This is a genomic window from Mesorhizobium sp. ZC-5 (assembly GCF_025753855.1).
Taxonomy (GTDB): Bacteria; Pseudomonadota; Alphaproteobacteria; order Rhizobiales; family Rhizobiaceae; genus Neomesorhizobium.
Map to the genome: position 1 here is coordinate 228313 of NZ_JAOWPT010000006.1, position 26273 is coordinate 254585.

28 protein-coding genes are annotated in these 26273 nt (G+C 63.7%); 15 read left to right on the forward strand and 13 right to left on the reverse strand.

From position 1 onward, the window contains the following. Positions 1 to 85: 85 nt before the first annotated feature. The 3 genes from OHD58_RS18560 (at position 86) to OHD58_RS18570 (ending at position 2101) form a co-directional block, all read left to right on the forward strand. On the forward strand, positions 86 to 979 hold the full coding sequence (locus tag OHD58_RS18560) for a branched-chain amino acid aminotransferase (protein ID WP_263804899.1): 894 nt from the start codon (positions 86 to 88) through the stop codon (positions 977 to 979). A gap of 166 nt (positions 980 to 1145) precedes the next feature. Further along, positions 1146 to 1442 carry a hypothetical protein gene (locus OHD58_RS18565; RefSeq protein WP_263804900.1) on the forward strand — a complete coding sequence of 99 codons (297 nt, stop codon included), beginning with the start codon at positions 1146 to 1148 and terminating at the stop codon, positions 1440 to 1442. A 239-nt stretch (positions 1443 to 1681) separates the two neighbouring features. Beyond that, complete coding sequence (locus OHD58_RS18570; protein ID WP_263804901.1) at positions 1682 to 2101, forward strand: BA14K family protein; 420 nt, start codon at positions 1682 to 1684, stop codon at positions 2099 to 2101. 49 nt (positions 2102 to 2150) lie between these two features. Here OHD58_RS18570 and OHD58_RS18575 read toward each other — a convergent pair whose 3' ends face one another. Together OHD58_RS18575 and OHD58_RS18580 are read right to left on the reverse strand one after the other, a co-directional pair. Next, positions 2151 to 2792: an MBL fold metallo-hydrolase gene (locus OHD58_RS18575; RefSeq protein ID WP_263804902.1), complete on the reverse strand. Its 642-nt coding sequence runs from the start codon at positions 2790 to 2792 to the stop codon at positions 2151 to 2153. Positions 2793 to 2873: 81 nt separating this feature from the next. Next, on the reverse strand, positions 2874 to 3278 hold the full coding sequence (locus OHD58_RS18580) for a winged helix-turn-helix transcriptional regulator (protein WP_263804903.1): 405 nt from the start codon (positions 3276 to 3278) through the stop codon (positions 2874 to 2876). A 148-nt stretch (positions 3279 to 3426) separates the two neighbouring features. Here OHD58_RS18580 and OHD58_RS18585 point away from each other — a divergent pair, with 148 nt between their 5' ends. Then, complete coding sequence (locus OHD58_RS18585; RefSeq protein ID WP_263804904.1) at positions 3427 to 4272, forward strand: NAD(P)H-binding protein; 846 nt, start codon at positions 3427 to 3429, stop codon at positions 4270 to 4272. Positions 4273 to 4303: 31 nt separating this feature from the next. On the opposite strand, the gene OHD58_RS18590 is transcribed toward OHD58_RS18585, so the two are convergent. After that, positions 4304 to 4651, reverse strand: a complete 348-nt coding sequence (locus tag OHD58_RS18590; protein WP_263804905.1) for a winged helix-turn-helix transcriptional regulator — start codon at positions 4649 to 4651, stop codon at positions 4304 to 4306. Between the two features lie 128 nt (positions 4652 to 4779). Here OHD58_RS18590 and OHD58_RS18595 point away from each other — a divergent pair, with 128 nt between their 5' ends. Next, entirely contained in the window at positions 4780 to 5652 is an 873-nt protein-coding gene (locus OHD58_RS18595) for an NAD(P)-dependent oxidoreductase (protein WP_263804906.1), read from the forward strand. A gap of 20 nt (positions 5653 to 5672) precedes the next feature. On the opposite strand, the gene OHD58_RS18600 is transcribed toward OHD58_RS18595, so the two are convergent. Both OHD58_RS18600 and OHD58_RS18605 read right to left on the reverse strand, forming a co-directional pair. Next, a complete protein-coding gene (locus OHD58_RS18600; protein ID WP_263804907.1) occupies positions 5673 to 7322 on the reverse strand; it encodes an alpha/beta hydrolase in 1650 nt (549 codons plus the stop codon). Positions 7323 to 7451: 129 nt separating this feature from the next. After that, positions 7452 to 7946 (reverse strand): Lrp/AsnC family transcriptional regulator, encoded by a 495-nt coding sequence (locus OHD58_RS18605; RefSeq protein ID WP_263804908.1) that lies wholly within the window; start codon positions 7944 to 7946, stop codon positions 7452 to 7454. A gap of 129 nt (positions 7947 to 8075) precedes the next feature. Here OHD58_RS18605 and OHD58_RS18610 point away from each other — a divergent pair, with 129 nt between their 5' ends. Next, the gene (locus tag OHD58_RS18610; protein ID WP_263804909.1) at positions 8076 to 9035 is read left to right on the forward strand and encodes a threonine/serine dehydratase; all 960 of its coding nucleotides are present in this window, start codon (positions 8076 to 8078) and stop codon (positions 9033 to 9035) included. Positions 9036 to 9041: 6 nt separating this feature from the next. Here OHD58_RS18610 and OHD58_RS18615 read toward each other — a convergent pair whose 3' ends face one another. From OHD58_RS18615 to OHD58_RS18640, 6 genes are all read right to left on the reverse strand, one after another. Then, positions 9042 to 9380, reverse strand: coding sequence for a YnfA family protein (locus tag OHD58_RS18615; RefSeq protein WP_412177242.1), 339 nt, complete (start codon positions 9378 to 9380; stop codon positions 9042 to 9044). A gap of 155 nt (positions 9381 to 9535) precedes the next feature. Beyond that, positions 9536 to 9748 carry a cold-shock protein gene (locus tag OHD58_RS18620; RefSeq protein ID WP_263804911.1) on the reverse strand — a complete coding sequence of 71 codons (213 nt, stop codon included), beginning with the start codon at positions 9746 to 9748 and terminating at the stop codon, positions 9536 to 9538. Positions 9749 to 10070: 322 nt separating this feature from the next. After that, complete coding sequence (locus tag OHD58_RS18625; RefSeq protein WP_263804912.1) at positions 10071 to 10487, reverse strand: hypothetical protein; 417 nt, start codon at positions 10485 to 10487, stop codon at positions 10071 to 10073. Positions 10488 to 10745: 258 nt separating this feature from the next. Beyond that, entirely contained in the window at positions 10746 to 10958 is a 213-nt protein-coding gene (locus OHD58_RS18630) for a cold-shock protein (RefSeq protein ID WP_263804913.1), read from the reverse strand. A gap of 301 nt (positions 10959 to 11259) precedes the next feature. Then, a complete protein-coding gene (locus OHD58_RS18635) occupies positions 11260 to 12330 on the reverse strand; it encodes a CapA family protein (RefSeq protein WP_263804914.1) in 1071 nt (356 codons plus the stop codon). A 139-nt stretch (positions 12331 to 12469) separates the two neighbouring features. Next, positions 12470 to 12820, reverse strand: a complete 351-nt coding sequence (locus OHD58_RS18640) for a VOC family protein (RefSeq protein WP_263804915.1) — start codon at positions 12818 to 12820, stop codon at positions 12470 to 12472. Positions 12821 to 12997: 177 nt separating this feature from the next. On the opposite strand from OHD58_RS18640, the gene OHD58_RS18645 reads away from it, so the two are divergent. Beyond that, entirely contained in the window at positions 12998 to 14254 is a 1257-nt protein-coding gene (locus OHD58_RS18645) for a hypothetical protein (RefSeq protein ID WP_318528266.1), read from the forward strand. Between the two features lie 180 nt (positions 14255 to 14434). Next, positions 14435 to 15514 (forward strand): siderophore-interacting protein, encoded by a 1080-nt coding sequence (locus OHD58_RS18650; protein ID WP_263804916.1) that lies wholly within the window; start codon positions 14435 to 14437, stop codon positions 15512 to 15514. A 2-nt stretch (positions 15515 to 15516) separates the two neighbouring features. Here the strand turns inward: OHD58_RS18650 and OHD58_RS18655 are convergent, their stop codons facing one another. Next, positions 15517 to 16731: an MFS transporter gene (locus OHD58_RS18655; RefSeq protein ID WP_263804917.1), complete on the reverse strand. Its 1215-nt coding sequence runs from the start codon at positions 16729 to 16731 to the stop codon at positions 15517 to 15519. A gap of 149 nt (positions 16732 to 16880) precedes the next feature. Further along, positions 16881 to 18989, reverse strand: coding sequence for a TonB-dependent siderophore receptor (locus OHD58_RS18660; protein ID WP_263804918.1), 2109 nt, complete (start codon positions 18987 to 18989; stop codon positions 16881 to 16883). Between the two features lie 244 nt (positions 18990 to 19233). On the opposite strand from OHD58_RS18660, the gene uvrB reads away from it, so the two are divergent. The 7 genes from uvrB to OHD58_RS18695 all read left to right on the forward strand — a co-directional run bounded on the left by uvrB (position 19234) and on the right by OHD58_RS18695 (position 25913). Continuing rightward, on the forward strand, positions 19234 to 22404 hold the full coding sequence (uvrB, locus tag OHD58_RS18665; protein WP_318528267.1) for an excinuclease ABC subunit UvrB: 3171 nt from the start codon (positions 19234 to 19236) through the stop codon (positions 22402 to 22404). A gap of 107 nt (positions 22405 to 22511) precedes the next feature. Continuing rightward, positions 22512 to 22697: a hypothetical protein gene (locus tag OHD58_RS18670; RefSeq protein WP_263804919.1), complete on the forward strand. Its 186-nt coding sequence runs from the start codon at positions 22512 to 22514 to the stop codon at positions 22695 to 22697. Between the two features lie 93 nt (positions 22698 to 22790). Next, a complete protein-coding gene (locus tag OHD58_RS18675) occupies positions 22791 to 23222 on the forward strand; it encodes a VOC family protein (RefSeq protein WP_263804920.1) in 432 nt (143 codons plus the stop codon). Positions 23223 to 23737: 515 nt separating this feature from the next. Continuing rightward, positions 23738 to 24208 (forward strand): DUF2569 domain-containing protein, encoded by a 471-nt coding sequence (locus OHD58_RS18680; RefSeq protein WP_263804921.1) that lies wholly within the window; start codon positions 23738 to 23740, stop codon positions 24206 to 24208. 76 nt (positions 24209 to 24284) lie between these two features. Beyond that, positions 24285 to 25322 (forward strand): phosphogluconate dehydrogenase (NAD(+)-dependent, decarboxylating), encoded by a 1038-nt coding sequence (gene gnd / locus OHD58_RS18685; protein WP_263804922.1) that lies wholly within the window; start codon positions 24285 to 24287, stop codon positions 25320 to 25322. Between the two features lie 127 nt (positions 25323 to 25449). Further along, positions 25450 to 25650, forward strand: a complete 201-nt coding sequence (locus OHD58_RS18690; RefSeq protein ID WP_263804923.1) for a hypothetical protein — start codon at positions 25450 to 25452, stop codon at positions 25648 to 25650. Then, on the forward strand, positions 25647 to 25913 hold the full coding sequence (locus OHD58_RS18695) for a hypothetical protein (protein ID WP_263804924.1): 267 nt from the start codon (positions 25647 to 25649) through the stop codon (positions 25911 to 25913). Before OHD58_RS18690 ends, OHD58_RS18695 begins: the two co-directional genes overlap by 4 nt. Positions 25914 to 26273 lie beyond the last annotated feature (360 nt).

A 26273-nucleotide genomic window follows, 5' to 3' on the forward strand; every position in this document is an offset into this window, starting at 1 on the left:
GCCTAAAATTTGCTCGTCGGCGTGCATCGCCTGCGGGCGCAAATGAGACACAACGACGTTCGGGCTCGCCCCGCGGGAGGTAATCATGGCATCCGTTCCCTTCGACCAGCTCGACGGCTTTATCTGGATGAATGGCGAATTCGTCAAATGGGCCGACGCCAAGGTTCATGTGCTGACGCATGGTCTGCATTATGCAAGCGCGGTGTTCGAGGGCGAACGCGCCTATGGCGGTGAAATCTTCAAGCTGACCGAACATACCGAGCGGCTGCATGAATCGGCCCGCATCCTCGGCTTCAAGATTCCCTACAGCGTCGCCGAGATCGACGATGCCTGCCGCACACTGTTGAAGAAGCAGGGTTTCCTCGATGCCTATGTCCGCCCGATCGCCTGGCGCGGCAGTGAAATGATGGGCGTTTCGGCGCAGCACAACCGAATCAACTGCGCGATCGCCATCTGGCAATGGCCGAGCTACTTCGATCCGGCGCAGAAACTGAAGGGCATCCGCCTCGACATCGCCGAATATCGCCGCCCCGATCCGCGCACCGCGCCGTCGAAGTCGAAGGCCGCCGGCCTCTACATGATCTGCACGCTGTCCAAGCATGCCGCCGAGGACAAGGGTTACGCCGACGCGCTGATGTTCGACTGGCGCGGCCAGGTCGCCGAAGCCACCGGCGCCAATGTGTTCTTCGTAAAGGACGGCAAGATCCACACGCCCAAGCCGGACTGCTTCCTCGACGGCATCACCCGCCGTACGGTCATCGATCTGGCCAAAAAGCGCGGTTTCGAGGTCATCGAGCGGGCTATCATGCCGGAAGAACTCGAAGGTTTCGAACAGTGCTTCCTGACTGGAACGGCCGCCGAGGTCACGCCAGTTTCGGAAGTCGGACCGTATACTTTCCAGGTCGGCGAAATCGCCAAGACACTGATGAACGACTACTCGGCCGCGGTGCAGCCGAAGCATGCGGTGGCCGCCGAATAGAGCGCTCCACCGCTCACTGATCCGCTCTTCCCGGGCTGGCTGGTGGCATCCGTGCCGCCGGCCAGCTTCTCCATGAGAATATGCTTATTTGACTTTCGTCTAATTCGGCGTCTGATTGTGTCGCCGACTCAACGGGAGGTCGGTTGCTATAGAGGGAATAGTCATCATGGAAGCGCTACTTCCGATCATTGTTCAGGTGATTACGGGTGTCATCGGTGGTCAAGCGGTGGGTGCGGCGTTGAAAACGGCGGCAATGGGCCAACTTCCCAAGATCCTTGCCGGCGCGGTTGGTGGTGTCGGCGGCGGGGCGATCCTCGGCAGTCTGCTGGGCGGTGGTGCCGATCCGGCAACGGCCGGCGCGCTGGGTGGCCTGCTCGGCGATGCGGTGGGCGGCGTCGGCGGCGGCGCGATCCTGACCGCGATCGTCGGTGCGGTGATGGGCAGCATGAACAAGACCGCCTGACCGGTAGGAACAGACTTGTAAAACGGGCGGTCCTGTAGGGCCGCCCGTTTTGTATGGAACGCGGCCAAGAGCCCTGGTTTTCGCGGCTTGGACGCCGATTTGCCACAAATTCACGGCATGAAGGCCGGGAACAAATGGGCACGATGGCCGTTCAGCTTGCGTTCAGACACGGCTGCCTATTTTCGGCGATGAATTCGGGCCTGTCCAATCCCAACCGGGCCCACGCGAAGGAGATGGAAATGAATCGATTTCTGAAGACCGCCGTGCTTGCGGCCGCGATCGGCGCAACCACGCTTACCGCCATCCCCGCTGCCCAGGCAGGCGATGGCTGGCGCCGTCATCACCATCATGGCGGCGGCGATGCCGTCGCGGCCGGCGTGATCGGCCTTGCGGCCGGCGCCATCATCGGCGGCGCCCTCGCGCAGCCGAGCTATCGCGAACCGGTCTATTACGATGACGGCTACTACGAGCCCCGCCCGGTTCGTCGCTATTATGTGGACCGTTCCTATGAGGAGCCGGTATACGTCCGCCGCGGGTCGCTCGAGCCATGGAGCCGCGAATGGTTCCGCTACTGCAACAACCGCTACCGGAGCTTCGATTCGAGCACCGGCACCTTCATGGGCTACGACGGACGCGAGCATTTCTGCACCGCGAACTGAGCCGGACCAGACAAACGAAAAACCCCGCTTCGGCGGGGTTTTTCGTTTGTCAGATGAGGAACGGGTTCGTGCGCCGTTCCTCGCCGAAGCGGCCGCCCGGGCCGTGGCCGCAGATGAAGCCGATATCGTCGCCCAGCGGCAGCAATTTTTCCTTGATCGAGCGGATCAGCGCCGCGTGGTCGCCGCCGGGCAGGTCGGTGCGTCCGACCGAACCGCGAAACAGCACGTCGCCGACATGGGCGAACTTCGCCACCGGGTTGAAATAGACGACATGGCCGGGCGCATGGCCCGGACAATGCAGCACGCTGAAGGTGTGGCTGCCGAACGAAACGATGTCGCCCTCTTCGAGGAACCGGTCGGGTACGCAGTTGCGCACCGGGTCGGTGAGGCCGAAACGCTGCGCCTGGTTTTCCAGATTGGCAAGCAGCGGACGGTCGTCCTCGTGCGGGCCGACGATCTCGATGCCCAGCCGGTCCTTCAGGTCCATCGCGCCGCCCGCATGGTCGATATGGCCATGGGTCAGCCAGATGGCGCTGACGGCTATCTTGTTTTCATCCAGAACCCTGAGGATCTGCTCGATGTCGCCGCCCGGATCGACGACGACGCCGGTCTTGTCATCCGTGTCGAACAGGATCGTGCAGTTCTGCTGGAACGGGGTGACCGGGACGATCCCGGCATTCAGCTGGCCCATGCTTTCTTCGCCTCATCGCGGTTTCGGCCCTGACATAGAGGGCAGGGGCCGCGCCGTCTACCGCACATCGGTCTTATGGAGCTACGCCACCCGCCTCTCCGGCCACGGCACGGCTTCGGCAGCGGGCGGCACATAGGCCTGCCGCGCGGCGCGAACGGCGTCGTGGTTCTCGTCCGCCCAGTTCACCAGGCCCTCGAGTTGGGCGAGGAAGGAACGGCCGAGCGCCGTCAGCGCATATTCGACACGCGGCGGCACGGTTGGAAACACCTTGCGCGAAACGAAACCGTCCTGTTCCAGCCGGCGCAGTGTCTGCGCCAGCATGCGCTGGGAGATATCGGGGATTTCCCGCTTTATCGCGGTGAAACGGAAGGTGCCGTCGGCGAGCACCCACAGGGTCAGCAAGGTCCAGCGGTCGCCGATCCTGTCGAGAATGTCCCGGATGGGGCAGTTTTCCATCACCCCTTCGACCAGCCGTCTTTGCGTCATCGCCTGTGCCTTCCTCGGTCCCGTTCCGGTTATCGCGAAGTAACCGAGTGACGGGAAAAACCCTTCTTGTGCCATCTCGCATGGTCATCCTACATCAGGCCGGTACTAAAACGGAAGTCGGTTCTTAAAAGGAACCAAAGGAGATTCCATGATCGTCGTCACAGGTTCAGGCGGCCAGCTCGGCCGCGCTATCGCAGCCGCATTGGCCGAGCGCGTTGCACCTTCCAGCGTCACCCTCGCCAGCCGCGACCCGGGCAAGATCGCCGACCTTGCCGCAAGGGGCTTCAACACGGCGGCAGCCGATTTCGATCGGCCGGAAACGTTGGAGCAGGCATTCAAGGGCGCCGACACGGTGCTCGTCATTTCCGGCGACACCGCGAACGAGGAGCGCATCCGCCAGCACCGCGCGGCAATCGACGCTGCGCGGACCGCCAGGGTTGGCCGCATCGTCTACACCAGCGTCATCAACGCCTCGCCGGAAAGCCTGTTTCCCTTCGCCGCGATCCATGCCGACAGCGAGGCCTACATCAAGGCTTCGGGGCTGCCCTATACGATCCTGCGCAACAACATGTATGCGGAAAACCTGCCGCTGACGGGCGCCAGGGCGACCGGCAAGCTGGCCATGCCCGGCATCGCCGGAAAGACCGCGCACATCACACGAGCCGACCTCGCCGCGGCAACCGCGGCAGTACTCACGACCGACGGCCATGCCGGCAGGACATATGACTTGACCGGACCGGAAGCATTGAGCCCGATCGACGTCGCGCAAATTCTCGGCAAGGCATGGGGCATCCCGGTCGAAGCGGTGGAGACGAGCAGCGAAGCCTACGTTAGCACGCTCGCATCATATGGCCTGCCGCCTTTCCTTGTGGAGGCGCTTCTCGGCGCCCGCAGGGCGGCCGAAGCCGGCGAATACGCCGGCGTCTCGGACCACGCCGCCCGGCTTGCCGGTCGCGCCATCGAACCGGTCAGCGCCTGGCTGACGCGCGCTTGAGCAACGGCCGCTTCCACCAGCGCCCCGACTACTACTGCGTTGCGTCAGCCATCAGCTGGCGCGGCGCAACGACATGTTTCACGCCCCACTCCGCCAGCGCGTGCACGGCGTCGTTGAGCGAGACGCCGGCCTCGGTGACCGAATATTCCACGCGCGGTGGAACCTGATCGAAGACTTGCCTGCGGATGATGCCGGCGGTTTCCATTTCGCGCAGTTGTTCGAACAGGACCTTTTCACTGATGCCGGGAAGCTGCCGCTTCAGAGCACCGAAACGGGTCGGCTGTCCCTGCAGCGCCCACAGGATCGCCGATTTCCACTTGCCGCCGATGACGTCCAGCGCCGAGCCGAAACCGCAGGTATGAGGTTGTTGAGCTTTCACCGGGTTCTCTCCCACTTACTTTGAAGTTAGTGCTTACAAAATTGTAACTACTTGAAAAAACTCACCTATTTCTCCTAAGTGGCTGAGATGCAGCAGCGCCGGCTGGCGCGGATCAGGAGCATATAGATATGAGCGACGTGACTGTCATCGGCCTTGGAGAAATGGGATCGGCGCTCGCTGCGGCGTTTGTGCGCGGCGGACACCGGACGACGGTGTGGAACCGCAGCGGCGGCAAGGCCGAGCGGTTGATCCTGGCCGGCGCCTTGCCCGCCGAGGGTGCCGCCGCCGCGGTGGCAGCCAGCCCGATCATCGTCATTTGCGTCTCCGACTATCCCGCGACGCGGGCAATATTGCAGAGCGAAGGCATGGCCGATGCATTGGCAGGACGGACGATCGTCCAGCTGAGCACCGGCACGCCCAAGGAAGCGCGCGATCTTGATGGCTGGGTCACGAAACTGGGCGCCGCCTACCTCGATGGCGGCATCGTCGCTTGGCCGCGCCAGATTGGCGAGGCTGGGACCACCATCCTGGTTTCCGGCGATGAAACCACGTTCAGGAGAAACGAAAAGTTGCTGCGGACCCTTGCCGGCAACCTGACCTATATGGGAGTCGAAATTGGCCGTTCATCGGTGCTGTTTACAGCGCTCTTGTCATATCTGGCGATGCACTGGGTCGGCTTCTGCCAAGGTGCGTTGGTCTGCGAGGCGGAAGGCGTCGACGTGGCAAGTTTCGGATCGATGGTCGGCGACCTTGCGCCGATCCTCGGTATCGATTCGCGCAACATGGGCGATCTGATCGCCAACGAACGCTTCGCCAATCCCGAAAGCACACTGAAGACAGCCGGGACGGATATTGGCCGGCTGGTGCAGCACGCGGCCGAGGCTGGCATCAGCGCCGAGGTGCCGCGCTTCGCCGCGGCGATCTTCCGGCGCGCCATCGACGCGGGGCACGGCGCCGAAGAACACGCGGCAATCATCAAGGTTATGCGCCCAGCGGCATAGGCTGCGGCGCTTCAATCCCCTCATTGCCGATTGGCGAATTCCTGCTTCAACCGCGTGATGTCTTCAGCGCTCCACCCCTGGACGTCGGTCACCTCGATCCAGGCGTCGATGTAATGTTCGGGCGCATAGACGTGCCCGTATCCCATGGGAGCGGTCGTCGCCATCGCCATGTCGAGTGTAAGCTGCAACAGCGTCACGACGGGATACCAGCGCAGCTCCGATGAGACGTCGGGGCCGCGCGGTTCGATCATCCAGTCCGGCTGCCGGTAGAGGGAGTGGTAGTCGAAGAAGGTGACCGGATCGCTGGCATATTGCAGGTAGACGACCCGCATCGGGCCCCACTGCGCACCCGGGATCGCCAGCGCGTTCTTCTGGCTGGTGAACCGCACATAGGATCCGTCGCGGAACAGCGGCAGCCATTCCGGCGAACCGGCATTGCGGCCGTCGGTGACCGCTCCCCAGATGCGGCTGGGGAACGGGGGGCCGCTCCAGAGCGCGCCCTGATATGGATCGCCGATGACCTCGAACAGTTCCGCCGACTGCTCGGAACTCAGGGCGCCGAGGCTCAACCCGTACAAATAGAGTTTCGGGCGGCTTTCCCTGGGGAGTTTGGTCCAGTGCGCGTAAACTTCCGAAAACAGCGCCCTCGCGGCCTCGGCGCCGTAGCCGGGCTCGACCAGCAGCGACAGCCAGCTGGTGAGGTATGAATACTGGATGGCAACGCTGGCGACATCGCCGCCATGCAGGTATTCGACGGTGTCCATGCCGGCCGGATCGATCCAGCCGGTGCCCGTCGGCATGATCACGATCAGCACCGAGCGATCGAACCCGCCCGTGCGCTCGAGTTCCTGCACCGCAAGTTTTGCGCGTGCCTCGGCGGTGTCCGCCGAGCGGAGGCCGGCATAGACGCGCACCGGTTCGAACGCGTCCCTGCCGGAAAATGCGCTCAGGCTATCGCTTGTCGGCCCCCCCGAGATGAATTCCCGTCCGGCTCTGCCGAGTTCGTCCCACTGGAGCAGCGACGCCTCGCTGCCGGTTTTGCCGGGATCGGCGGGCTTCTGGGTCTCGGGTTCGATCAGTTCGTCGTAGCCCTTGAACGAAGCGTCCGCCATATGCAGCGCAAACCGGAAAAGAACCCCGTCGACAACCGACCAGAACAGTGCCACCGAAACAGCGGTGGCGAGCACGTAGGAGACACGTTTCGGCACAAATCGCCGAAGCTTCCGGGAAACGAGAAGCAGCGTCAGCCGGAACATCCGCGATACCGCGATCAGCACCACGAACGTCAGAAGAGCGATGAGCCCGACCTTGATAGGATGTCCCGTCTTGACCGGCTCGAGTTCCATCAATTCGCGGATCGAATTCTGCCAGCCGGCCGTGCGCCAGAGAAAGACGATACCGATAAGAGTGCAGATGCCGATCGCCACGGACTGGACGATTCTCAGCGCGCGGGCTTCAGGCTTGGGCAGTTCCAGATAATCCCACAACCAGCTTCCGAGCACGCCGATGCCGTAGCCGGCGGCAAGCGAGCATCCTGAGAGAACGCCTTGCGTCAGGAAGGTGCGCGGCAGCAGGGTCGGGGTTAGCGAGGCGGCGAAGAACAGGGTCCCCAGCAGGAGACCCGTGGCCGAGAAGGTATTCCAGAACCGGACGATCCAGAATCGTTGCACGGAGTACCTCCTGAGGATTGTCGACTCGCGCAGGCATTTGCCCACGGGCGTTGTGCAGGCGCAACCCTGCCGCGTCGGATCCCAACCGGAATCGCCGCGACCCGACCGGTATGCTGAACGCGCGGCCGGTCAGTCTCCGGAACTGTCGCGCATCGGCACGAACAACGAGTGTTTCAGTCTGTTGAGCGCGATACTGGTGCGGAATTCGCGAATGACTTCGTTCTCGTCCATCATCTTGCGCGCGAAACGCTCGTAGGATTCGAGATCGGCGGCGGTGACGACGAGCACGAAATCGGTCTCGCCGGTGACGCCCCACGCCGACTGCACTTCTTCCGCCGCGACCAGCCAGCGTTTCAGCCCCTCGATCAGTGTCGAGCGTTCGCGTTCCAGCATCAGTTCAACGATGACGGTGACCGGACTGCCGGCGGCCCTGGCGTCGAGCACCACGCATTCCCCGGTAATCACGCCCGCGTTGCGCAACCGCGCCACGCGCCGCTGCACCGCCGAGGCGGAAAGCCCGACCTCCGCGGCCAGCGCCTCCATCTTGACCCGGGCGTCGCGCTGCAAGGCGTCGAGCAGATGGCGGTCGATCGAATCGATTGTCGGGATCTGTCTCTGGTTCATCGAAACTCGCGTGGATAGGCCGAACAACGCAATGAAAAGGCGGCAGGTGCGGTGCTGGCGCGGCTTGCCCGCGTCCGGCGCACGCTACAATAGCGCCGCGACAACGCCAATCATCGGACAGGACCAACCATGACACCAATCACCGAAAGCGGCATCGCCCGAACGCGCGCGCTCATCGACCCGGTCTTCCTCGGCTCGCCGATCGTGCGCCAGGCGGCGCTCGACACGGCGCTCGGCTGTAGCCTCACGCTGAAGCTCGAGACGCTGAACCCGATCCGCTCGTTCAAGGGCCGTGGGACCGAGGCGTTGATGGCCTCGCTGGAGAACAAGCCGTCGCATGTCGTCGCCACGTCGAGCGGCAATTTCGGCCAGGGTCTCGCCCGCGCCGCGACAAGACGCGGCGTCAAGGCGACAATCTTTTCCGGCGAAGACGACAATCCGGCAAAGCTGGAAGCGATGCGCCGGCTGGGCGCCGAGGTGCGGCTGGTGGCGCGCGACGAAGACAGCAAGGCGGCCGCCCGCAAGGCTGCCTTGGACATGGGTGCGCTTTATATCGAGGACGGCGCCCATCCGGAGATCGCCGCCGGCGCCGGCACCATGGCCGTGGAGCTTCTGGCGCGATGCGACGGGCTCGACGCGATCCTGGTGCAGATCGGCGACGGCGCCCTGGTGACCGGCGTCGGTTCGTGGATCAAGGCAACATCGCCGAAGACACGCGTCATCGGCGTCACCGCCCTCGGCTCGCCCGGAATGCGCACGTCTCTCAGGCTTGGAAAGCCTGTCGGCCTGGCACCGGACACCATTGCCGACGGCATGGCGATCCACACGCCGATCGCTTCGGCGGTGGAAGAGGTCGCCGCTGTCATCGACGACATTGTCGAGGTCGACGACGAGGCGATGCTCGACGCCATGGCGCTGTTGCTCGGCAGCGCCAGCCTCGTCGCGGAACCATCGGGCGCGGCAGGCGTCGCCGCGATCATGTGCAACGCGGAGATGTTCCGCGGCCAGAAGGTGGCGGCGATCGTCACCGGCGCCAATGTCCGGCCCGAACTCCTGGCGCAGGCGGCAACGCGGCTTGCGCCTTCGTGACAATGTTCAGGCCGCGCGCGGCGCAAACAGGATGATCGCGGCGGCAATCAGCGCCAGCGCGGCGCCGGAAAAATCCCAGATGTCCGGCCGCCGCCCTTCGGCAAGCCACAGCCACAGAAGCGAGGCGACGATGTAGATGCCGCCATAGGCGGCATAGGCGCGGCCGGCATGGTCGCTGGGCGCCAGCGTCAGCAGCCAGGCGAAGGCGATCAGCGAAGCGACGCCCGGCAGCAGCCACCAGGCTGACAGCCCCTGCCGCATCCATGCCCAGAAGGCGAAACATCCGGCGATCTCGGCAACCGCCGCGCCGGCAAAGATCAGAACTGTGCTCAAATATTGGGGCATTCCGCAGGCTTACAGGCAGTCGCGGAACGGGGACAGGGCCTGGCCAGTACCGAATACGGTGACCGCACAAAACACACTCAACCCCACGGCCGCGTGCCGTGAGGAACTCACTGTCAGTTCGTCCGGGACCGTCGGATCCCGGAAACCCGATCGGCTCAGCCGACCGAGAGGTTGACTGCTTTCGGACCCTTGCCGCGCTTGTCCGGCTCGGTTTCGAATGTCACTTTCTGCCCATCCTCAAGACCGGGAAGGCCGGAAGCCTGCACCGCCGAGATGTGGACGAAGACGTCCTTTTGCCCGTCGTCCGGTGTGATGAAGCCGAAGCCTTTGGCGTGATTGAAGAATTTGACAGTGCCGGTCTGCGGCATTGGGAAACTCCTTATTTCTCCCATTTGTATTCACGTGCCAAGCAAGCCCAACACGATGTCGGTCGTTTACTGGGGGAGAAGAAACAGTTTCCCCGCGCCGGGGCTATGCCGAAGCCCTCTCTTTCGCGAGTTACCCGGACGGATTGATCCGTTTTGGGCGCATGCCATTCCAGTCTCCGGGCCGGCAAATGCCCGAACGCTAATTTTCTCCTTTATTTTGACGGCTGGCACAAGAAAAAGTTTTGCGCTGGCTTTTGCATGGCGTCGCGACAGGAAACGGCTTGCGCACCGCGGCGCGCAAGCCAATGGTCAGGAGCCAGGCTCAGTATTCGCAGTAGCGGACCGGACCGATCTGGATGCAATTGGCCGGCCGCGGCCTTCCGGGATTGTACTGGCGATAGACCCTTACGCGACAGTTCGGCCCGACATGCCGATGCGTGACCCGGCCATACCCCGGCACCAAGTGGCGACGCACGTCGCGATGGCAGTCGCGCCCGCCGCCGCCGGCACCTGGGCGATCGGCGCGAACCGGGCGGCAGTTCCGTCGGTGGAAGTGCCAGACCGTGCGCCCGAACTCCGGCACGAAATGTCGCTGCACATTGCTGTGGCAGCCGCGCACCTGCACGACAAGGCCGGCGTCATGACTGGGCGCCACATTGACAGGTGCAGCGATGACCGGCGCGGTTGCCGCCATTCCGGCAGCCAGGCAAAAAGCGCTGAGCGCTCGCATCAGTTTCATGGATGTCTCTCCTATGCACGTCCCTCGGGAAGAACATTTACAGCGCAACCATGCGACTTCAATAGAGCAACCATGCAACTTGAATAGAATTGTCGCGGTCAAGAAAAAGGCACGAGCGGCAATGCCGCTCGTGCCTCGGGTAGCGGCATCGGCCCGAAAATCGCAAGCGACTTTCGAGAGTCCGATGCGCGGTCTCAATCCTGGAGCGCCATCTGCATCGTTGGATGCGCGGCGCCCCAGGGAGCAGGAAGATTGGCCTCAGTCGGCGCGGAGATTGACCGCCTTCGGGCCTTTGCCCATGCGGTCGGGTTCCACGTCGAAGGTGACCTTCTGGCCATCGACGAGGGTGCGCAGGCCGGAGGCCTCGATCGCGGAGATGTGGACGAACACATCCTTCGCGCCGCCGTCCGGCGTGATGAAGCCGAAGCCTTTGGTTGCGTTGAAGAACTTTACGGTGCCGGTCTGGGCCATTGGGAGAACTCCTTCACCCGTTTCATTTGTCCGGCCCTCTTCGCCCGAAGCACGAAGGAAAGTCCGGCAGTTTTCTTGGCGGCCATGCATTCGCGCATGATTTTGAACCCCGCGCCAAAGCAGGGCCGTCAGATATTCACAGTGTCGGGGAAAGGGTCGCTCAAACGTTCCAGTCTCCGGGTCAGCAAATGCCCGAACCCGAAATTTATGACACGGAAACGTTACCGCCGCAAGATAGCCCATAAATTCAGGGGCTTGCCGCCGGCTAACGAGATGGCGCGCCGCAACCGAGCCACTGCGATCATGCTTCGGCGGCGGTCGGCTGGCGAAAGCCGAGCACCCTCGAAAGCCGCTCCGCGACCTTGTCGCGGAGCATGCCGTTCAGCCTGCCGATGCCGACCAAGCGCTCGCGGTTGCGGGCGCGCAGCCGCATGAACGGCACCACTTCATAGGCCGCGACGCGGCCTATCGTCAGCCGGTCGGCGCTGATGTCGGCGACCAGCATGGCGCCGATGCGGCCGGGCCAGGGCTGTCGAAAGAAGGCGGTGCCGAGGAAATCGCCCAATCCGTAGGCGACGATCGTGTCGCCGATGCGTTCGACCGGCTGCACGACGTGGGCGTGATGGCCGGCGATCAGGCCGATGCCTTGCGCCGCCAGGCGTTCGGCCAGCGCGCGGGTCGCGGCGTGCGGGAAGTGCCGGAATTCCCAGTCCCAGTGCGGCACCGCGCAGATCAGGTCGGCGCGCACCGCGCAGACGGAGCGCCAGTCGTCCCTGGCGAGCCTGCGGGTCATCATCACCCGCCTGCCGAAGTCCGGCGCCTGGGCGTTGCGCCAGTCGGTGAAGGCGACGAGCCCGATCGTCACGCCTTCGACGGCCAGCGTCGTCACCGGCGTATGATCGGTGGTGCCGATGGTGCGGATGCCGAGCGACCTCAGCGTGTCGCGGGTCTCGGTGAAACCGCCGGTGCCCTGGTCGAGAACATGGTTGTTGGCGAGCGACAGCACCAGCCGGTCGGCATCCACGTCCATCGCCGACAGCACGCCGAGCAGGAAACCGGCGTCCATCGCGTGATGAGTGCCGAGGCGGGTGCGCAGCCGCGCCCGGGGCCTGTGCACCACCGGGCTCTCGCAATTGCCGACCACCAGGTCGGCGGAAGCGATGATGGCGGCAAGACTGTCGTCGATTTCCGGCGCCTGGCGGTTGGCGACGGCGGAAATGTCGCCCAGAAAAACCAACCGCACGGTGCTCTTCGGCGGCTGTGCCATCAGGCGGGCCGCGGGTGCCGCAAAGCCGTTGATGTCGCCGTCCAGCGAGGGTCGCAGGAAGCGCGGCAGCCACGACAGCTTGTAGGGCAGGGGAAAGTTGGACACCCGCGCGATCCGATTTTTCAGACGGCAAACTAATCGGTTTTCGACGGCTGCGAAATGGGGTTTCCGAAGGGACTGTTCCGACTTCAAAAAATGGAACCCGGAAGAGTGCAATGAGGCCGGTCAGGCCCAGCCAACCGCCCTAAAGATGCGACAGTATGTTGACGATGTTGCCGAAGGGATCGCGCAGGAAGAAGCGACGCACGCGCCATGGCTCGTCGGTGATATCATAGACAATGTCGAGACCGGCCGTCTTGGCCCGATTGTAGATGAGATCGACGTCGTCGACCTCGATCGAAAGCGCCGGCACCGGTGTGCCCGAGCCGCCCTCCGAGGCGAAGCTCACTTGCGGCTTCATCGACGCGTCCGAGGCGAAGGTCAGCATCCAGCCGTGGTTCATCACCACTTCGAGGCCGAGCAGGTCGCCGTAGAACGATTTGGCGGCGGTGGGGTCGGTTGCCTGGAGATTGGCGACGATGCGGCGAACGGCCATGCATTTCTCCCGGTGGATCGGCCAGCAGTATAGCGTCGCATCCGCCCGGCGCCAGCATGGCGGTTTCGGCTTAAACGGGGCTTCGATTGCGGTTGCCACAAAAACGCGGCAAAACCGGTGGTGGAATGGCGAAGCCGCGAACCATTGTTTCGCGGGCACTCTTGCATGGAGACGCGCGTGAAACGGTTTTCTTTCTGGCTGCTGCCGGTCGTGGCTCTGGTTCTGGCGAGCGCTCCGGCGCGCGCCGACACCGCTGGATCGGCGGCGGCACTGTTCGGTGCCAAATCGGTGGCCGACCGCGACGCCGCGATCGAGGAACTCGAAAACGCCGATCCGAAAGATCCGCTGGTGCCTTATGCGCTGGGTGCCGCCGGCTTCTTCCAGTCGCTGGAAAAGCTGGCCATCGGGCTGAACCGCCACGGCTTCGAAAGCCCGCGATCCTTCATGCTGCCGCTGCTGCGCCTGCCGGTGCCGCCGCGCGCCGAACCGGAGCCGCTGACCTATGACGGGTTCCGCGCCATCCTGCTGGAGTTCCGCGATGGTATGGAAGCGGCTGCTGCCCGGCTGGATACGGTGCCGGCGGATGCCGACATCGGCGTCGTCGCAGACCTGACAAAACTCGGCATCGACCTCGACAACGACGGTGTCATCGCACCGCCGGAGAGTTTCGCGGCGATCATGGCGGCGATGAGCGGAGCGGGCGAGGATCCTTCGGCGCCGGCGCCGGACCTTGTCTTCCGTTTCGATCGCGCCGACGGCTTCTGGCTGCAGGGCTATGCGAATTTCCTCGTCGCGCAGGCCGATTTCTGGCTGGCGCATGATTTCCAGAATGCTTTCGACGGCAGCTTCCAGATGCTCTTCCCGCGCGCCGGCCTGCCGATGCAGGAGGCGTTGGTGCCGTCGCCCGAAGACGAGCAGACGGGCATGCTCATGTCGGAATGGCGGCTGGCTGATTTCGTCTCGTTCGTCCATCTCGTTAACTGGCCGGTGGTCGAGCCGGAGCGCCGGCAGACGGCGCGGCTGAAGCTGCTCGAGATGATCCGGCTGTCGCGCGAGAACTGGAAGGCCATCCTGGCCGAGACCGACAACGACCGCGAATGGCTGCCCGGGCCGCAGCAGAAGGGCGTCAATCCGCTGACCGGGCTGGAAGTCGGCGAGGAACAGGTCGCCGCCTGGCACGAGGCGCTGCAGATGGCCGAGGACCTGCTCGAGGGCAGGGTGCTGCTGCCGCATTTCCGTATCCCGGCCAAAGGCATCAACATGAAGGCGTTCTTCGATGCGCCGCAGACCTTCGACCTGGTGCTTGCGATCACCGGGCCGGGCGTCGTGCCCTATCTCGAAAACGGCACGCTGATCACCGCCGAGGAGTTTTCCCGCATCCGCCAGCAGTTCGGCGGCGCCGGCTTCATGACCTTCGCGGTGTGGTTCAACTGAGTTCAGGCCCATCAAGAGAAGCGATCCCCTAGCTGATTAGAGCTGGCCGCCGATAGCGTCGCCAACGGTCCGGCTCCGCAAAAATATGACTTACATACTCATGTTTTTGTGGAAACGCTGGCGCGGCTGTGGCATGTCCGCCCCGGCGGCATCGCCGAACGCAGAACCGAGAGCCTGGACATGAGCCGACTGAGCGCCGAAACCCGCATCGAGAATGACGCTATCGTATCCGCGATGGAGAGGCTCAGGGCAGACCACAGCGACTACGAGGTCGACACCGGCAGGGAAGGGCAGTGGGAGTTTCGTACGCATTACGGCTCGCTCAACACGGCGCTTGGTGAGCGCAGTGTTTCCATCCGCGTTCATGCCGAAGACGAAACCAACCTGTCCTATATGAAGATGATTGTCGCCGGTCATATGTCCGAATATCTCGGCTCGACGGATGGCATCCGCTGGCGTGGTGATGGCAACGACGCCGGCGTCCCGGTCTTCTTCCGGGAAATCACGGTGGTTTCCTCGACGCGGATCTCGCCGCATCTGCGGCGCGTGCGTTTCGCCGCCGGCAATCTTGAGCGTTTCGCGGGCAACGACTTCCATGTCCGGCTGCTGTTGCCGCCAAAAGGCAGGCAGCCGCGCTGGCCGAGCGTCGGCGCCGACGGCCTTCTGGTGTGGCCTTCGGGTGCGGACGCACTCACCGTCAGGGTCTACACGATACGCGCAATCGACGTCGAAGGCGGCGTTTTCGACGTCGACTTCGTCCTTCACCCGGGTGGCAACACGCCGGCTGCGACGTTTGCGGAGACGGCCCGTCCGGGCACGGTGATCAGCATGATCGGGCCGGGCGGTGCTGGCGTTCCCGATGCCGCGAATCTGCTGCTGCTCGGCGACGACACGGCGCTTCCGGCGATCGGCCGCATTCTCGATCATATCGCGCCGTCAACGCGGGCCGACGTGTTCATCGAGGTGGACAGTCCGGCCGACGCGATTCCGCTGGCCGAGAGCGACAATATCCGCGTCACCTGGCTTTATCGGCAGGGGCGCGAGGCCGGTACCGCGGGCCTGCTCTCGGAGGCGCTGCGTAAGATGGACCCGGCGGCGTTGCCGCCGGACGTCTATGTCTGGGCGGGATGCGAGTTCAGCGATTTCCGCGAGCTGCGCAAAATCGTCCGCAAGGAGTGGGGCTTGAAAAAGGACCGCCAGTTGATCGTCGCCTACTGGCGGCGCGGCGTGCAGGGCGAAGACGAGGCCAGCGAAGAATAGCGCTAGCGCCGGTCGGCAACCATGGCGATCGCCGGTACCGCGGCGAGCGCAACAACACCCGCGCCGGCGAAATAGGCTCCGTAGCCCAGATACTGTGCCGCGTAGCCGGCCAGCACGCCGCCGGCCATGCTGACCAGCGTGTCCATGCATTGGAACAGCGTGAAATCGATGCCGGCCTGCCTCGGGTCCGACCACCGCATGAACTGCGCGTAAAGCGCCACGAAGCCAAGGGCGAGGACGCCCGACGAACTGGCGACCGCCACCGCGACCAGCACCGTTGTCGACATGCCGCCTTGGGAATCGAACGCCGAGAAGAAGAACAGCGACGCGGCCTGGAGGATGAGTGCTGCAATCAGCACGTTGCGCATTCCCCACGATTTTACCAGAACGCCGCCAAGGAGTGCGCCGGCAACGCCGACGAACATCGAGCCGACGCCGTTGACAAGTCCGACCGTCGACAGGTCCAGCCCCGCATCGATGAGGAACGGCCCGAGCATTGCCAGGCCAACCTTCTGCGCGACCACGTAGATCGCCGCCGCCGCCAGGCCGCGGCGTATTTCCGGACGCCGCCACGCCGCACGCAGCGAGGGCACGTGCTCACGCGTTTCGTTGGGTATCCGGGAAGCCGCGCCGAGCAAAAAGGGCAGTCCGAGCAGGAGCAAAAGGGCTGCCATCGCCCACACCGCGATCCGCCAGCCCGAGGCATCGACCAGCACGAGGAACAGCCCTGCGCCGATCGCCGAGCCGAGATAGGCGCCGCCTACCTGCGCGGCGTTGCCCCAGCCGTGGTTTTCCTTCGCCAGGCTCTGCACCGCAAAGCCGTCGCAGGCGATGTCGACCGTCGCAGCGGCGAAGGCGACGAGGGTGAGGCAAGCCAGCAGCGGCATCAGGGCTGCCGTTCCAACCGCACCGACCACCAGCAACCCGGCTATGGAGACGAGGCCGCCAGCAAGAACGATGGTGCCGCTGCGGTTGCGCCCCGTCGGCGGCAAGCGGAAACGCTCGACCGCCGGCGACCAGAGGAATTTCAAGGCCCACGGCAGCGCTATGAGCGAAAGCAGGCCGATCTGGTCGAGCGCCATGCCTTGATCGCGCAAGACCGCCGGCAGCGCGGTCCAGGTGATGCCGCCGATCACGCTTTGCGCGACATAGAGCCCACCGATGGCCAGGAATACGGCAAGGGGTGAAGAAATGCTTTGCTGATCCTGTACCCCCACCCCTGACCCCTCCCCACAAGGGGGAGGGGGACTTTGCGGCGATACCGTTCCGCCAATGTCGACGGTTTGGACCGAGGCGGCGGCGACGTTGTCCCCCTCCCCCTTGTGGGGAGGGGTTAGGGGTGGGGGTATGTTCACGCTACGACCCCTTAGAATCTGTACCGCAGGCTGCCGAACAATGAGCGGCCTTCGTCCTTGTAGCAGTAGCCCGCCGAGCAGATCGGTTTCTGTTCGTCGAACAGGTTCTTCGCGTTGATCTGCAGCGAGACCCCTTCGAGATCCGGGTTGCGATAACCGAAATCGTAGGAGAGGGCCGCGTCCACGAAGGCGCGTGACGAATTCTTGAACGTGTTCGTATCGTCGCCGTAACTGCTGCTCGCCACGCGTACGCCTGCGCCGACCCCGAGCCCCGCCAGCGCGCCGCCCTCGAACAGATAGTGCCCCCACAGCGCGAAGATGTGGTTGGGCGTTGCCGAGAGTTCCTTGCCCACCGTTCCTTCCGCGCCCTTTTCGATCTTCACGCGCAAATTGGTGTAGGAAGCGATCAGGCTGAAGCCGTTGTCGAAGGAAGCGTTGGCTTCCAGTTCGAAGCCGCGCGAGTTCAGGTCGAGCTGGCGCTGCTTGTTGATGCCGGTCGAGGCGTCGAACACGACGCCGTCCTTCTGGTCGATGTCGAAGAGCGCGGCGCTGATCACCGCGTTGTAGCCGGGAATCTCGTATTTGATGCCGATCTCCTTCTGCTCGGCAACCGTCGGCCGCGCGACACTGGCAACGTCGCTCGTCACGTCGTCGTAGACGAAGCCGATGTTGGGCGAGAACGAGGTCGAATAGTTGGCGTAGGGCGTGATGCCCCATTCGGTGGTGTAGGAAAGCCCGACGCGGCTGGAGAAGTGGCTGTCGTCCTGCTCGGTTTCGGTCGACGTGGCATCGGTCGATGTCGTGTCCACCCAGTCGTAGCGGCCGCTGGCGAACAGGGTGAAATCGTTCCATTCCATCTGGTCGTGCAGGTAGATGCCGACCTGGTTCATCTCCTGGCCGCCAATGAAGGGAACCGGCATCTGTTTGATGTCGTCGACTGAAGTGTAGGACAGTGCGCTGTAGGCATCGTACTGCGCCCACGCGTAATCGATACCGGCAACCGCGACGTGCTTGACCTGGCCGGTGTCGAATTCGAACTGCGCCATGTTGTCGACGACGAAGTTCTGCATGTCCTCGGTGTAGTGACCCCAGTAGCGCTGCAGCGGCAGGTCCGGGCCGATCGAGTGGTGGCTGCTGTATTCGAGGTCGGCGTCGACGGCGTTGTAGCGCAGGTTCTGGCGGACCGTCAGCAGGTCGTTGAATCGGTGCTCGAATTCGTAGCCGATGCGGCCCTGGTCCTGGGTGAAGTCGTTCCAGGCGGGATCGCCCTCGTAGATATCCGATATCGTGCCGTAGGAGGGGTTGTAGAAGGCGGCGGTGCCGCCGGTAACCGACTTCGAAATTTCGCCGAGGATGGTCAGCTTGGTGTCCTCGTCCGGCTTGAAGGTGAACGCTGGCGCCAGGTACAATTTGTCGTCGGGATAGGCTGGAAGCTCGGTGTCGCTGAGGCGGCCGAGACCGGTGAAGCGATAGAGCAGCGAGCCGTTCTCATTGGCCGGTCCGGAGAAATCGAAGGCGCTCTGATAGCGGTTGTGCTCGCCCATCAGCAGCTCCACCTCGCGGAACTGCTCGTCCTTGGGGCGCTTGGTCACCACGTTGACGAGGCCGCCCGGTCCGCTGATGCCGTAGAGCGACGATGCGGGACCCTTCAGCACGGTGACGCCCTCGATGCCGTAAGGCTCGGTCTTGAACCAGGCCGAAGGGCCGTTGTACTGGCGCAGCCCGTCGCGGAACATGCCGTTGTAGTGGGCCGGGAAGCCGCGCAGGAAGAAGGCGTCATAACGGCTGTCGAAGCCGAAGCTGTTGGGATTGGCGCTTGCCGTATAGCCGAGCGCTTCGTTCAGCGTGCGGGGCTTCTGGTCCTCGATCTGGTCCTGCGTCACCACCGAGATGGCTTGGGGAATCTTGGCGATCGGGGTGTCGACCTTGGTGCCCAGGCGGTCCTGCTTGGCGACGTAGCCGTCCTGCACCAGCGTGTCGTCGCTCTCGGCCTCCACCGTCACGGCATCGAGAACAATGGTCTGTCCTTCCTGCGCGTGGACGGTCTGGTGTGGGGCGAATATCGCAATTCCCGCGGTCAGAAATAGTCCTGCCCGGCTCGTGGCCGTCGATACCCGCATCGAAACTCTCCGCATGCTGTTTACAAAGTTGCGGTAGCGGGTCACAAATATGACTTATTGAGTCAAGTATTTTTCTCTCTCCAATTCGCCTGTCCACACTCAGCGTGGTATTCCGGTTACAGCTCGTGGATTGGATGTGCCTGCCGCCGCCTGCTGACACCCTTCTGTCAGGAGGCGCTTTCCGGTATCGGCTTTTGCGAGGCTTGCCCTTTCCATTTCCGGCGATTCTTCCCATATTGCCTGCATGGCAAAATCCCCCGAGCAAAAGTCCTCCGGCAGGAAACCCGGTGACAGCGAGCCGCGTGGTGCAGCGCGCCGCGGCGGCAATCCCGTTACCGACTATCTCGACGCTTCCGAACCGCTGCATCGCGGTGGTTTCGAGGAGGCGCCGCAGCGCGAATTGTCTGGCACGCCGCTGACCGGTTCGGTTTCGGACTGGGCGGAGCAGATCGAGCGCGAGGCGGAACGCGAGGGCAGGACGCCGAAGGCAAAGCCCGGCAAGAAGGTTCCCGAGCGCTCCTCCGCGCCGACCAGGACGGCGCGCGGCACCTCGATGGGTGGCGCCGCCTCGGCCAAGGAGCGCGCCGCCGTCGGCCTGAACCCGGTGGCCGGCCTCGACATTTCGCTGGAGGACGCCGAAGCGCTGTCCAACAGCGGCGTCACCGCGACGGTCGCGGCGTTGTCGGCGCTGATCGAGAGCGGTAACCCGTTGCACAAGAACGGCGAGCTTTGGGTGCCGCATCGGCCGGCGCGGCCGGAGAAGTCCGAAGGCGGCATCGCCATCAAGATGGTGTCGGAGTTCGAGCCGGCCGGCGACCAGCCGACCGCCATCAAGGACCTGGTCGAGGGCGTCGGCAATGACGACCGCACCCAGGTGCTGCTCGGTGTCACTGGCTCCGGCAAGACCTTCACCATGGCAAAGGTGATCGAAGAGACGCAGCGTCCGGCGCTCATCCTGGCGCCCAACAAGACGCTGGCCGCGCAGCTCTACAGCGAGTTCAAGAAGTTCTTCCCCGAAAACGCGGTCGAGTATTTCGTCTCCTATTACGATTACTACCAGCCCGAGGCCTACGTTCCGCGCACCGACACCTTCATCGAGAAGGAGTCGTCGATCAACGAGCAGATCGACCGCATGCGCCACTCGGCGACCCGCTCGCTGCTGGAGCGCGACGACGTCATCATCGTGGCCTCGGTCTCCTGCATCTACGGTATCGGCTCGGTCGAGACCTACACGGCGATGACCTTCCAGATGGAGATCGGCGACCGCCTCGACCAGCGCGCGCTGCTCGCTGATCTTGTCGCCCAGCAATACAAGCGCCAGGACATCAATTTCGTGCGCGGCTCGTTCCGGGTGCGCGGCGACACCATCGAGATATTCCCGGCCCACCTTGAGGACCGGGCCTGGCGCATCTCGATGTTCGGCGACGAAATCGAGAGCATCACCGAGTTCGATCCGCTCACCGGCCAGAAGACCGGCGACCTGAAGTCGGTCAAGATCTACGCCAATTCTCACTATGTGACACCGCGGCCGACGCTCAACCAGGCGATCAAGTCGATCAAGGAGGAATTGCAGCACCGGCTCGCCGAACTGGAAAAGGCCGGCCGCCTGCTCGAGGCGCAGCGGCTGGAGCAGCGCACGCGCTTCGACCTGGAGATGCTGGAGGCCACCGGCTCCTGCGCCGGTATCGAGAACTATTCGCGCTACCTGACCGGCCGCCGTCCCGGCGACCCGCCGCCGACGCTGTTCGAATACATCCCCGACAACGCGCTGGTGTTCGTCGACGAGAGCCATGTCACCGTGCCGCAGATCGGCGGCATGTACCGGGGCGACTTCCGCCGCAAGGCAACGCTGGCGGAGTATGGCTTCCGCCTGCCGTCCTGCATGGACAACCGGCCGCTGCGCTTCGAGGAATGGGATGCCATGCGGCCGCTGTCCGTGGCCGTGTCGGCGACGCCCGGCGGCTGGGAGATGGAGCAGTCCGGCGGCGTCTTCGCCGAGCAGGTCATCCGCCCGACCGGCCTGATCGACCCGCCGGTCGAGGTGCGTCCGGCCAAGACCCAGGTGGACGATGTCGTCGGCGAGATCCGCGAGACGACGGCGGCCGGTTACCGCACGCTGTGCACCGTCTTGACCAAGCGCATGGCGGAGGACCTCACCGAATATCTGCACGAGCAGGGCATCCGCGTCCGCTACATGCACTCCGACATCGATACGCTGGAGCGCATCGAGATCCTGCGCGACCTGCGGCTGGGTGCCTTCGACGTGCTGGTCGGCATCAACCTTTTGCGCGAGGGACTCGACATTCCCGAATGCGGCTTCGTCGCCATCCTCGACGCCGACAAGGAAGGGTTCCTGCGTTCCGAAACCTCGCTGATCCAGACGATCGGCCGCGCCGCCCGCAACGTCGACGGCAAGGTCATCCTCTACGCCGACAACGTCACCGGTTCGATGGAGCGGGCGATGGCGGAAACCAACCGCCGCCGCGAGAAGCAGATGGCGTGGAACGAGGCCAACGGCATCACCCCGGAATCGGTCAAGTCGCGCATCGCCGACATCCTGGATTCGGTCTACGAGAAGGACCACGTTCGCGCCGACATCTCGCAGTTCACCGACGATGCGGGCGCCATGATGGGCAACAATCTGAAGACCCATCTGGAGGCGCTGACCAAGCAGATGCGCGATGCCGCCGCCGACCTCGACTTCGAGAAGGCGGCCCGGCTGCGCGACGAAATCAAGCGCCTGCGCGAGATGGAACTTGCCATCTCCGATGACCCGATGGCGCGCGATGTCGAAGCGCTGAGCCCGTCCAGTGGTCGTGAAAAGGGCAAGCACAACAAGGGCGTGGCGAAGCATCGCACGGCCGAGGAGCAGGAACGTTTCCGCAAGCTCGATGCGGCCCGCGCCGCGGAAGCGGCGGAAAAGGCCGCGCGGCCCAATCTTTTCCGCAAGCCGCATCTCGACGAGATGGGCGCCGACGGCGCCGTGCCGGTCAAGCGCGAGCCGCTGTTCCAGAAGCCGTCGCTCGACAACATGGGACCGGGCACCGACGCGGTGGTGCCCGCCGGCGCCGTGTCGCGCTCGCTGTTCAAGAAGCAATCCGCCGCCGAGGCGCACGGCTCGGACTACGGCACCCCGGACGATGGCAAATCGCTGTTCAGGAAAAACAGCCTTGACGAGATGACGGTGCGCCGCACCGAAAAGCCGGCCCAGGGAACGAAACCGGCCAAGCCGCAGCCAATCTCCCCCCTTGAGGGGGAGATGTCCGGCAGGACAGAGGGGGGCGCGAAGGAACGGGGCGCCGACAACCCCAAGCCCATCCGGCGCGAACGGTCCGGCGTCGGCTCCTACGAAGACCCGGCCGACCAGCGCCGTCAGAGCCGCCGCACCAGCAAGACCGGCAGGCCGGGACGCTGACACAAGCTGACCGGAATAATTTTTCGTTCCCTGTCGGATAGCTGCGCCGTCGTTCGTTCCTTGAGTATCGGCGTGATGACGTCGCGCCACGCAAGGGAGACTGCAGCATGTCCATTTTTTCATCCGTCGGTCGCATCGTGCCCCGCTATTCCGCAGCCCGCGCACGTCACCAGGCGGAACTCGTGTTCCGTTCATTGCCCATGGAACTGCGGAAGGACATCGGCTGGCCGGAGTCGGTTGGTGAAGCGAACAGCCGCTTGTCCGGCCGCGCGGTCCGGGTCGCGACGAGGTAAAAAAACTTTGGCCGGAAATGTCGGTTTCCGACCTCCCGGTTCGTCCTTCAGGCAGCCACAGTGGCGCAACGCGAAAAAAGAGGAACTTTCGTCATGAACGACACCAACACCCAGACCACTGAATCACCGGCGCCGAAAGTGCTGGGCGGCCTCGTCGCCTACTTGCAGGTCGATGGCGCTCTGAAGGCGGCCGACTTCTATGCCAAGGCGTTCGGCGCCGAAACGGTGTACAATGTGCCGGTGGACGAGCAGGGACGCACCATGCATGTCCACCTCTACGTCAACGGCAGCTCGCTGATGCTGTGCGACGCATATCCCGAGCACGGCCATCCGCATGAGCCGGCGCAGGGCTACACGATGCAGCTTCTGCTCGACAATGCCGACATCGACAGCTGGTGGAAGCGCGCCGTCGATGCGGGATGCGAGGTCGCCGTGCCGCTCGAGGTGATGTTCTGGGGCGATCGCTGGGGCCTGCTCAAGGATCCGTTCGGCGTCTCCTGGGCGATGAACGCGCCGGTGAAGTAATCCCGTTCTCTCCGGGCAATCGCACATGCAGATTTGGCAGCTCGCGCTTGGCCCATACCCCCACCCCTACCCCTCCCCACAAGGGGGAGGGGGATCGAACAGGCACTGTTTCGGCTGAAACCATCGAGCGTTGAGTGCTGGATGTACTGCCAGAAGTCTCCCTCCCCCTTGTGGGGAGGGGTTAGGGGTGGGGGTAATCCATATGCGATTGCCCTGCGTCCGGAGAGACAGGCCGGGTGAAGGGCATTCATCAAACCTTCCTCGGCCTTTTTTGCTAAAGACCTGCGAAGGTCTTTCCTGCGCTTCGGCATAGCTGTGCAATTTCTGTCAAGGAAGGTTCGCGAGGTGTCCGAGAATATTATTTTATGCCGGTTGCTCTTCTTCTAAAGATACTCTTAGCTGCTTCTTTTCGTGTAAACCGACAAGACATGCTTTTCTAAAATCGTACAAATATCCTATCGACTCGAACCCGATTCTTTGCTTGGATATCGCAAACGGGTGGATGGGGAACGGCGATGTCGCAGATATCCGAACCGCAGGCGGTGAGCGAACCCAGGCTCAAGGGCATTGGCGGCTGGCTGATCCTGATGAGCATCGGCCAGGTGCTCGGCCCTCTCCAGATCCTGCGCGGCATGATCGAGGAATATTCGAGCCTGCCCGAGGGCACCGCCGCGGCCTATCCGATGGCCATGCTGGGAGACGCGGCGATCCGGCTCGCCTTTATCGGCTTCCTCGTCTACACGGCATTTCTGTTCTTCAACAAACGCACCGAATTTCCCGGCATGTTCGTCAAGACCTACGTGGCGTCGCTGCTGCTGCCGTTCGTGATCGGCGCCTGGGTCACCATCACCTCGGGCATCAATACGATGGCCAACCTCGCCACCGCCGATTTCCTCTGGCCTTACCTCGCCACCGTGGCGATCGGCGGCATCTGGGTCGCCTATGTCCTGAATTCAGAGCGGGTCAGGAACACCTTCGTCGAGTAAGCCGCGTTTCCTGTCACCACAAGCGCATCCTGCCGCTATAAGATTGGCTCGGGATTCGAAACGACAGGACTGAAAAATGCAGATCGGAATGATCGGGCTCGGCCGCATGGGCTCCAACATGGTACGCCGCCTCCTGCGCGCCGGCCATCACTGCGTCGTCTACGACATCAACCAGAAAGCCGTCGCCGCCCTTGCCGGGGAGGGCGCCACGCCCGCCGCTTCGATGGACGAGTTAGTCGGCAAGCTGGAAAAGCCGCGCGTCGCCTGGCTGATGCTGCCCGCCGCCATTACCGGCGCCAATGTCGAAAAACTGGCCGCGCTGATGGAGAAGGGCGACATCCTCGTCGACGGCGGCAATTCCAACTACCGCGACGCCGTCGACCAGGCGGCGAAGCTCGAGCCGCAGGGCCTTGCCTATGTCGATGTCGGCACCAGCGGCGGCGTCTGGGGGCTGGAGCGCGGTTATTGCCTGATGATCGGCGGGCCGCGGCATGCGGTACAGCATCTCGATCCCATCTTTGCCGTGCTGGCGCCAGGCGCCGAACCGGATTCCTCGCCGGCGCGCGATACCGAAGGTCCGGGCACCGCGGCCGACGCATTCGGCACGGCCGGCCAGGGCTACCTGCACTGCGGGCCGAGCGGCGCCGGCCATTTCGTCAAGATGGTCCACAACGGCATCGAATACGGCGTCATGGCCGCCTATGCCGAGGGCATCAACGTCCTGAAGGCCGCCAATGCCGGCAGCGGTTCGCGCGAGGCCGACGCCGAGACGACGCCCCTGTCGGAGCCGCAATATTACCGCTTCGATATCGATCTGCCGGCGGTCACCGAGGTCTGGCGCCACGGTTCCGTCATCGGCTCATGGCTGCTCGATCTCACCGCCGGTGCGCTGAAGGCCGATCCGTCGCTCAAGGATTATGGCGGCCGCGTTTCCGATTCCGGTGAAGGCCGCTGGACGCTGAAAGCGGCGATCGACACCAGCGTGCCGGCGCCGGTGCTGTCGGCCGCACTGTTCGACCGCTTCGCCTCGCGCGGCGAATCCGAATTCGCCGACAAGCTCCTCTCCGCCATGCGCTACGCCTTCGGCGGCCACCAGGAAAAACCGAAGGAGTGACTTTTACCTCTCCCCTTGTGGGAGAGGTCGGATTGCCCCGGTCTTGCGCAGCAAGCCGGTTGGCAATCCGGGTGAGGGGTAACTCGCAACGCCTTTTCGGCCCTTTCCATCATGCTATTTTCGCTGGATGACGAAACTTGAGCAGATCGAAAAATCCATAGCGGCACTCGATGACGACGAGTTGAAAAAACTCGCCGCCTGGTTCGACGAGTTGCGGTGGGAACGCTGGGACCGCCAGTTCGAGGAAGACGTGAAGGCTGGCAAGCTTGATAGGCTTGCTGATGAAGCACTCGCCGATCTGCGTGCCGGCCGGACCCGGTCCTTGTGAAACATCACGCCAGCCGGAAGTTCTGGGTGGCGTACGACCTTTTGCCGGAATCCATTCAGCGCATCGCCGACAAAAATTTCGCGTTGCTGCGATCCGATCCCTTTCATCCCTCACTGCATTTCAAACGGGTCGGGCGCTATTGTTCGGCACGCATAGGCAATGATTATCGTGCTGTTGCTGTCAGGGACGGCGACGATCTGGCAGCCTCCAACGCGGCCCATCTGACGCGGCTGTTGAAGGCGGACAATTACAAGGGTGTGTAGACCCGCAAGGACGTGGACAGATTCACCCCGTTTCGGGCCCTTTTCCGCCTCCGCCAAAGATTCTTCTCCACGATTTCAATGACTTGTACGATTTCTGCAGAAATCGTCTGTCCACACCCTTCGCGGCCTCCCGCATAATGACCGTGTTGTTCTTTGTGGGGGTCTGGGTGGCCACCGGGTTGACCAGGGAGAACAGCGGCGTCGGGACTGGCCTCGCTCCGGGTGCGAGGCTGGGGGCGGCAATGCCTCCAAGGTTCCGGCCCTCGACGTACGGTGAGCCTACGGCCTTCTGGCACAGGGCGAGCCGGGCGGGGCAGCAACGCCGGCGGTGCGCGTCTTTCGGGCATCGTTACTGAAAAC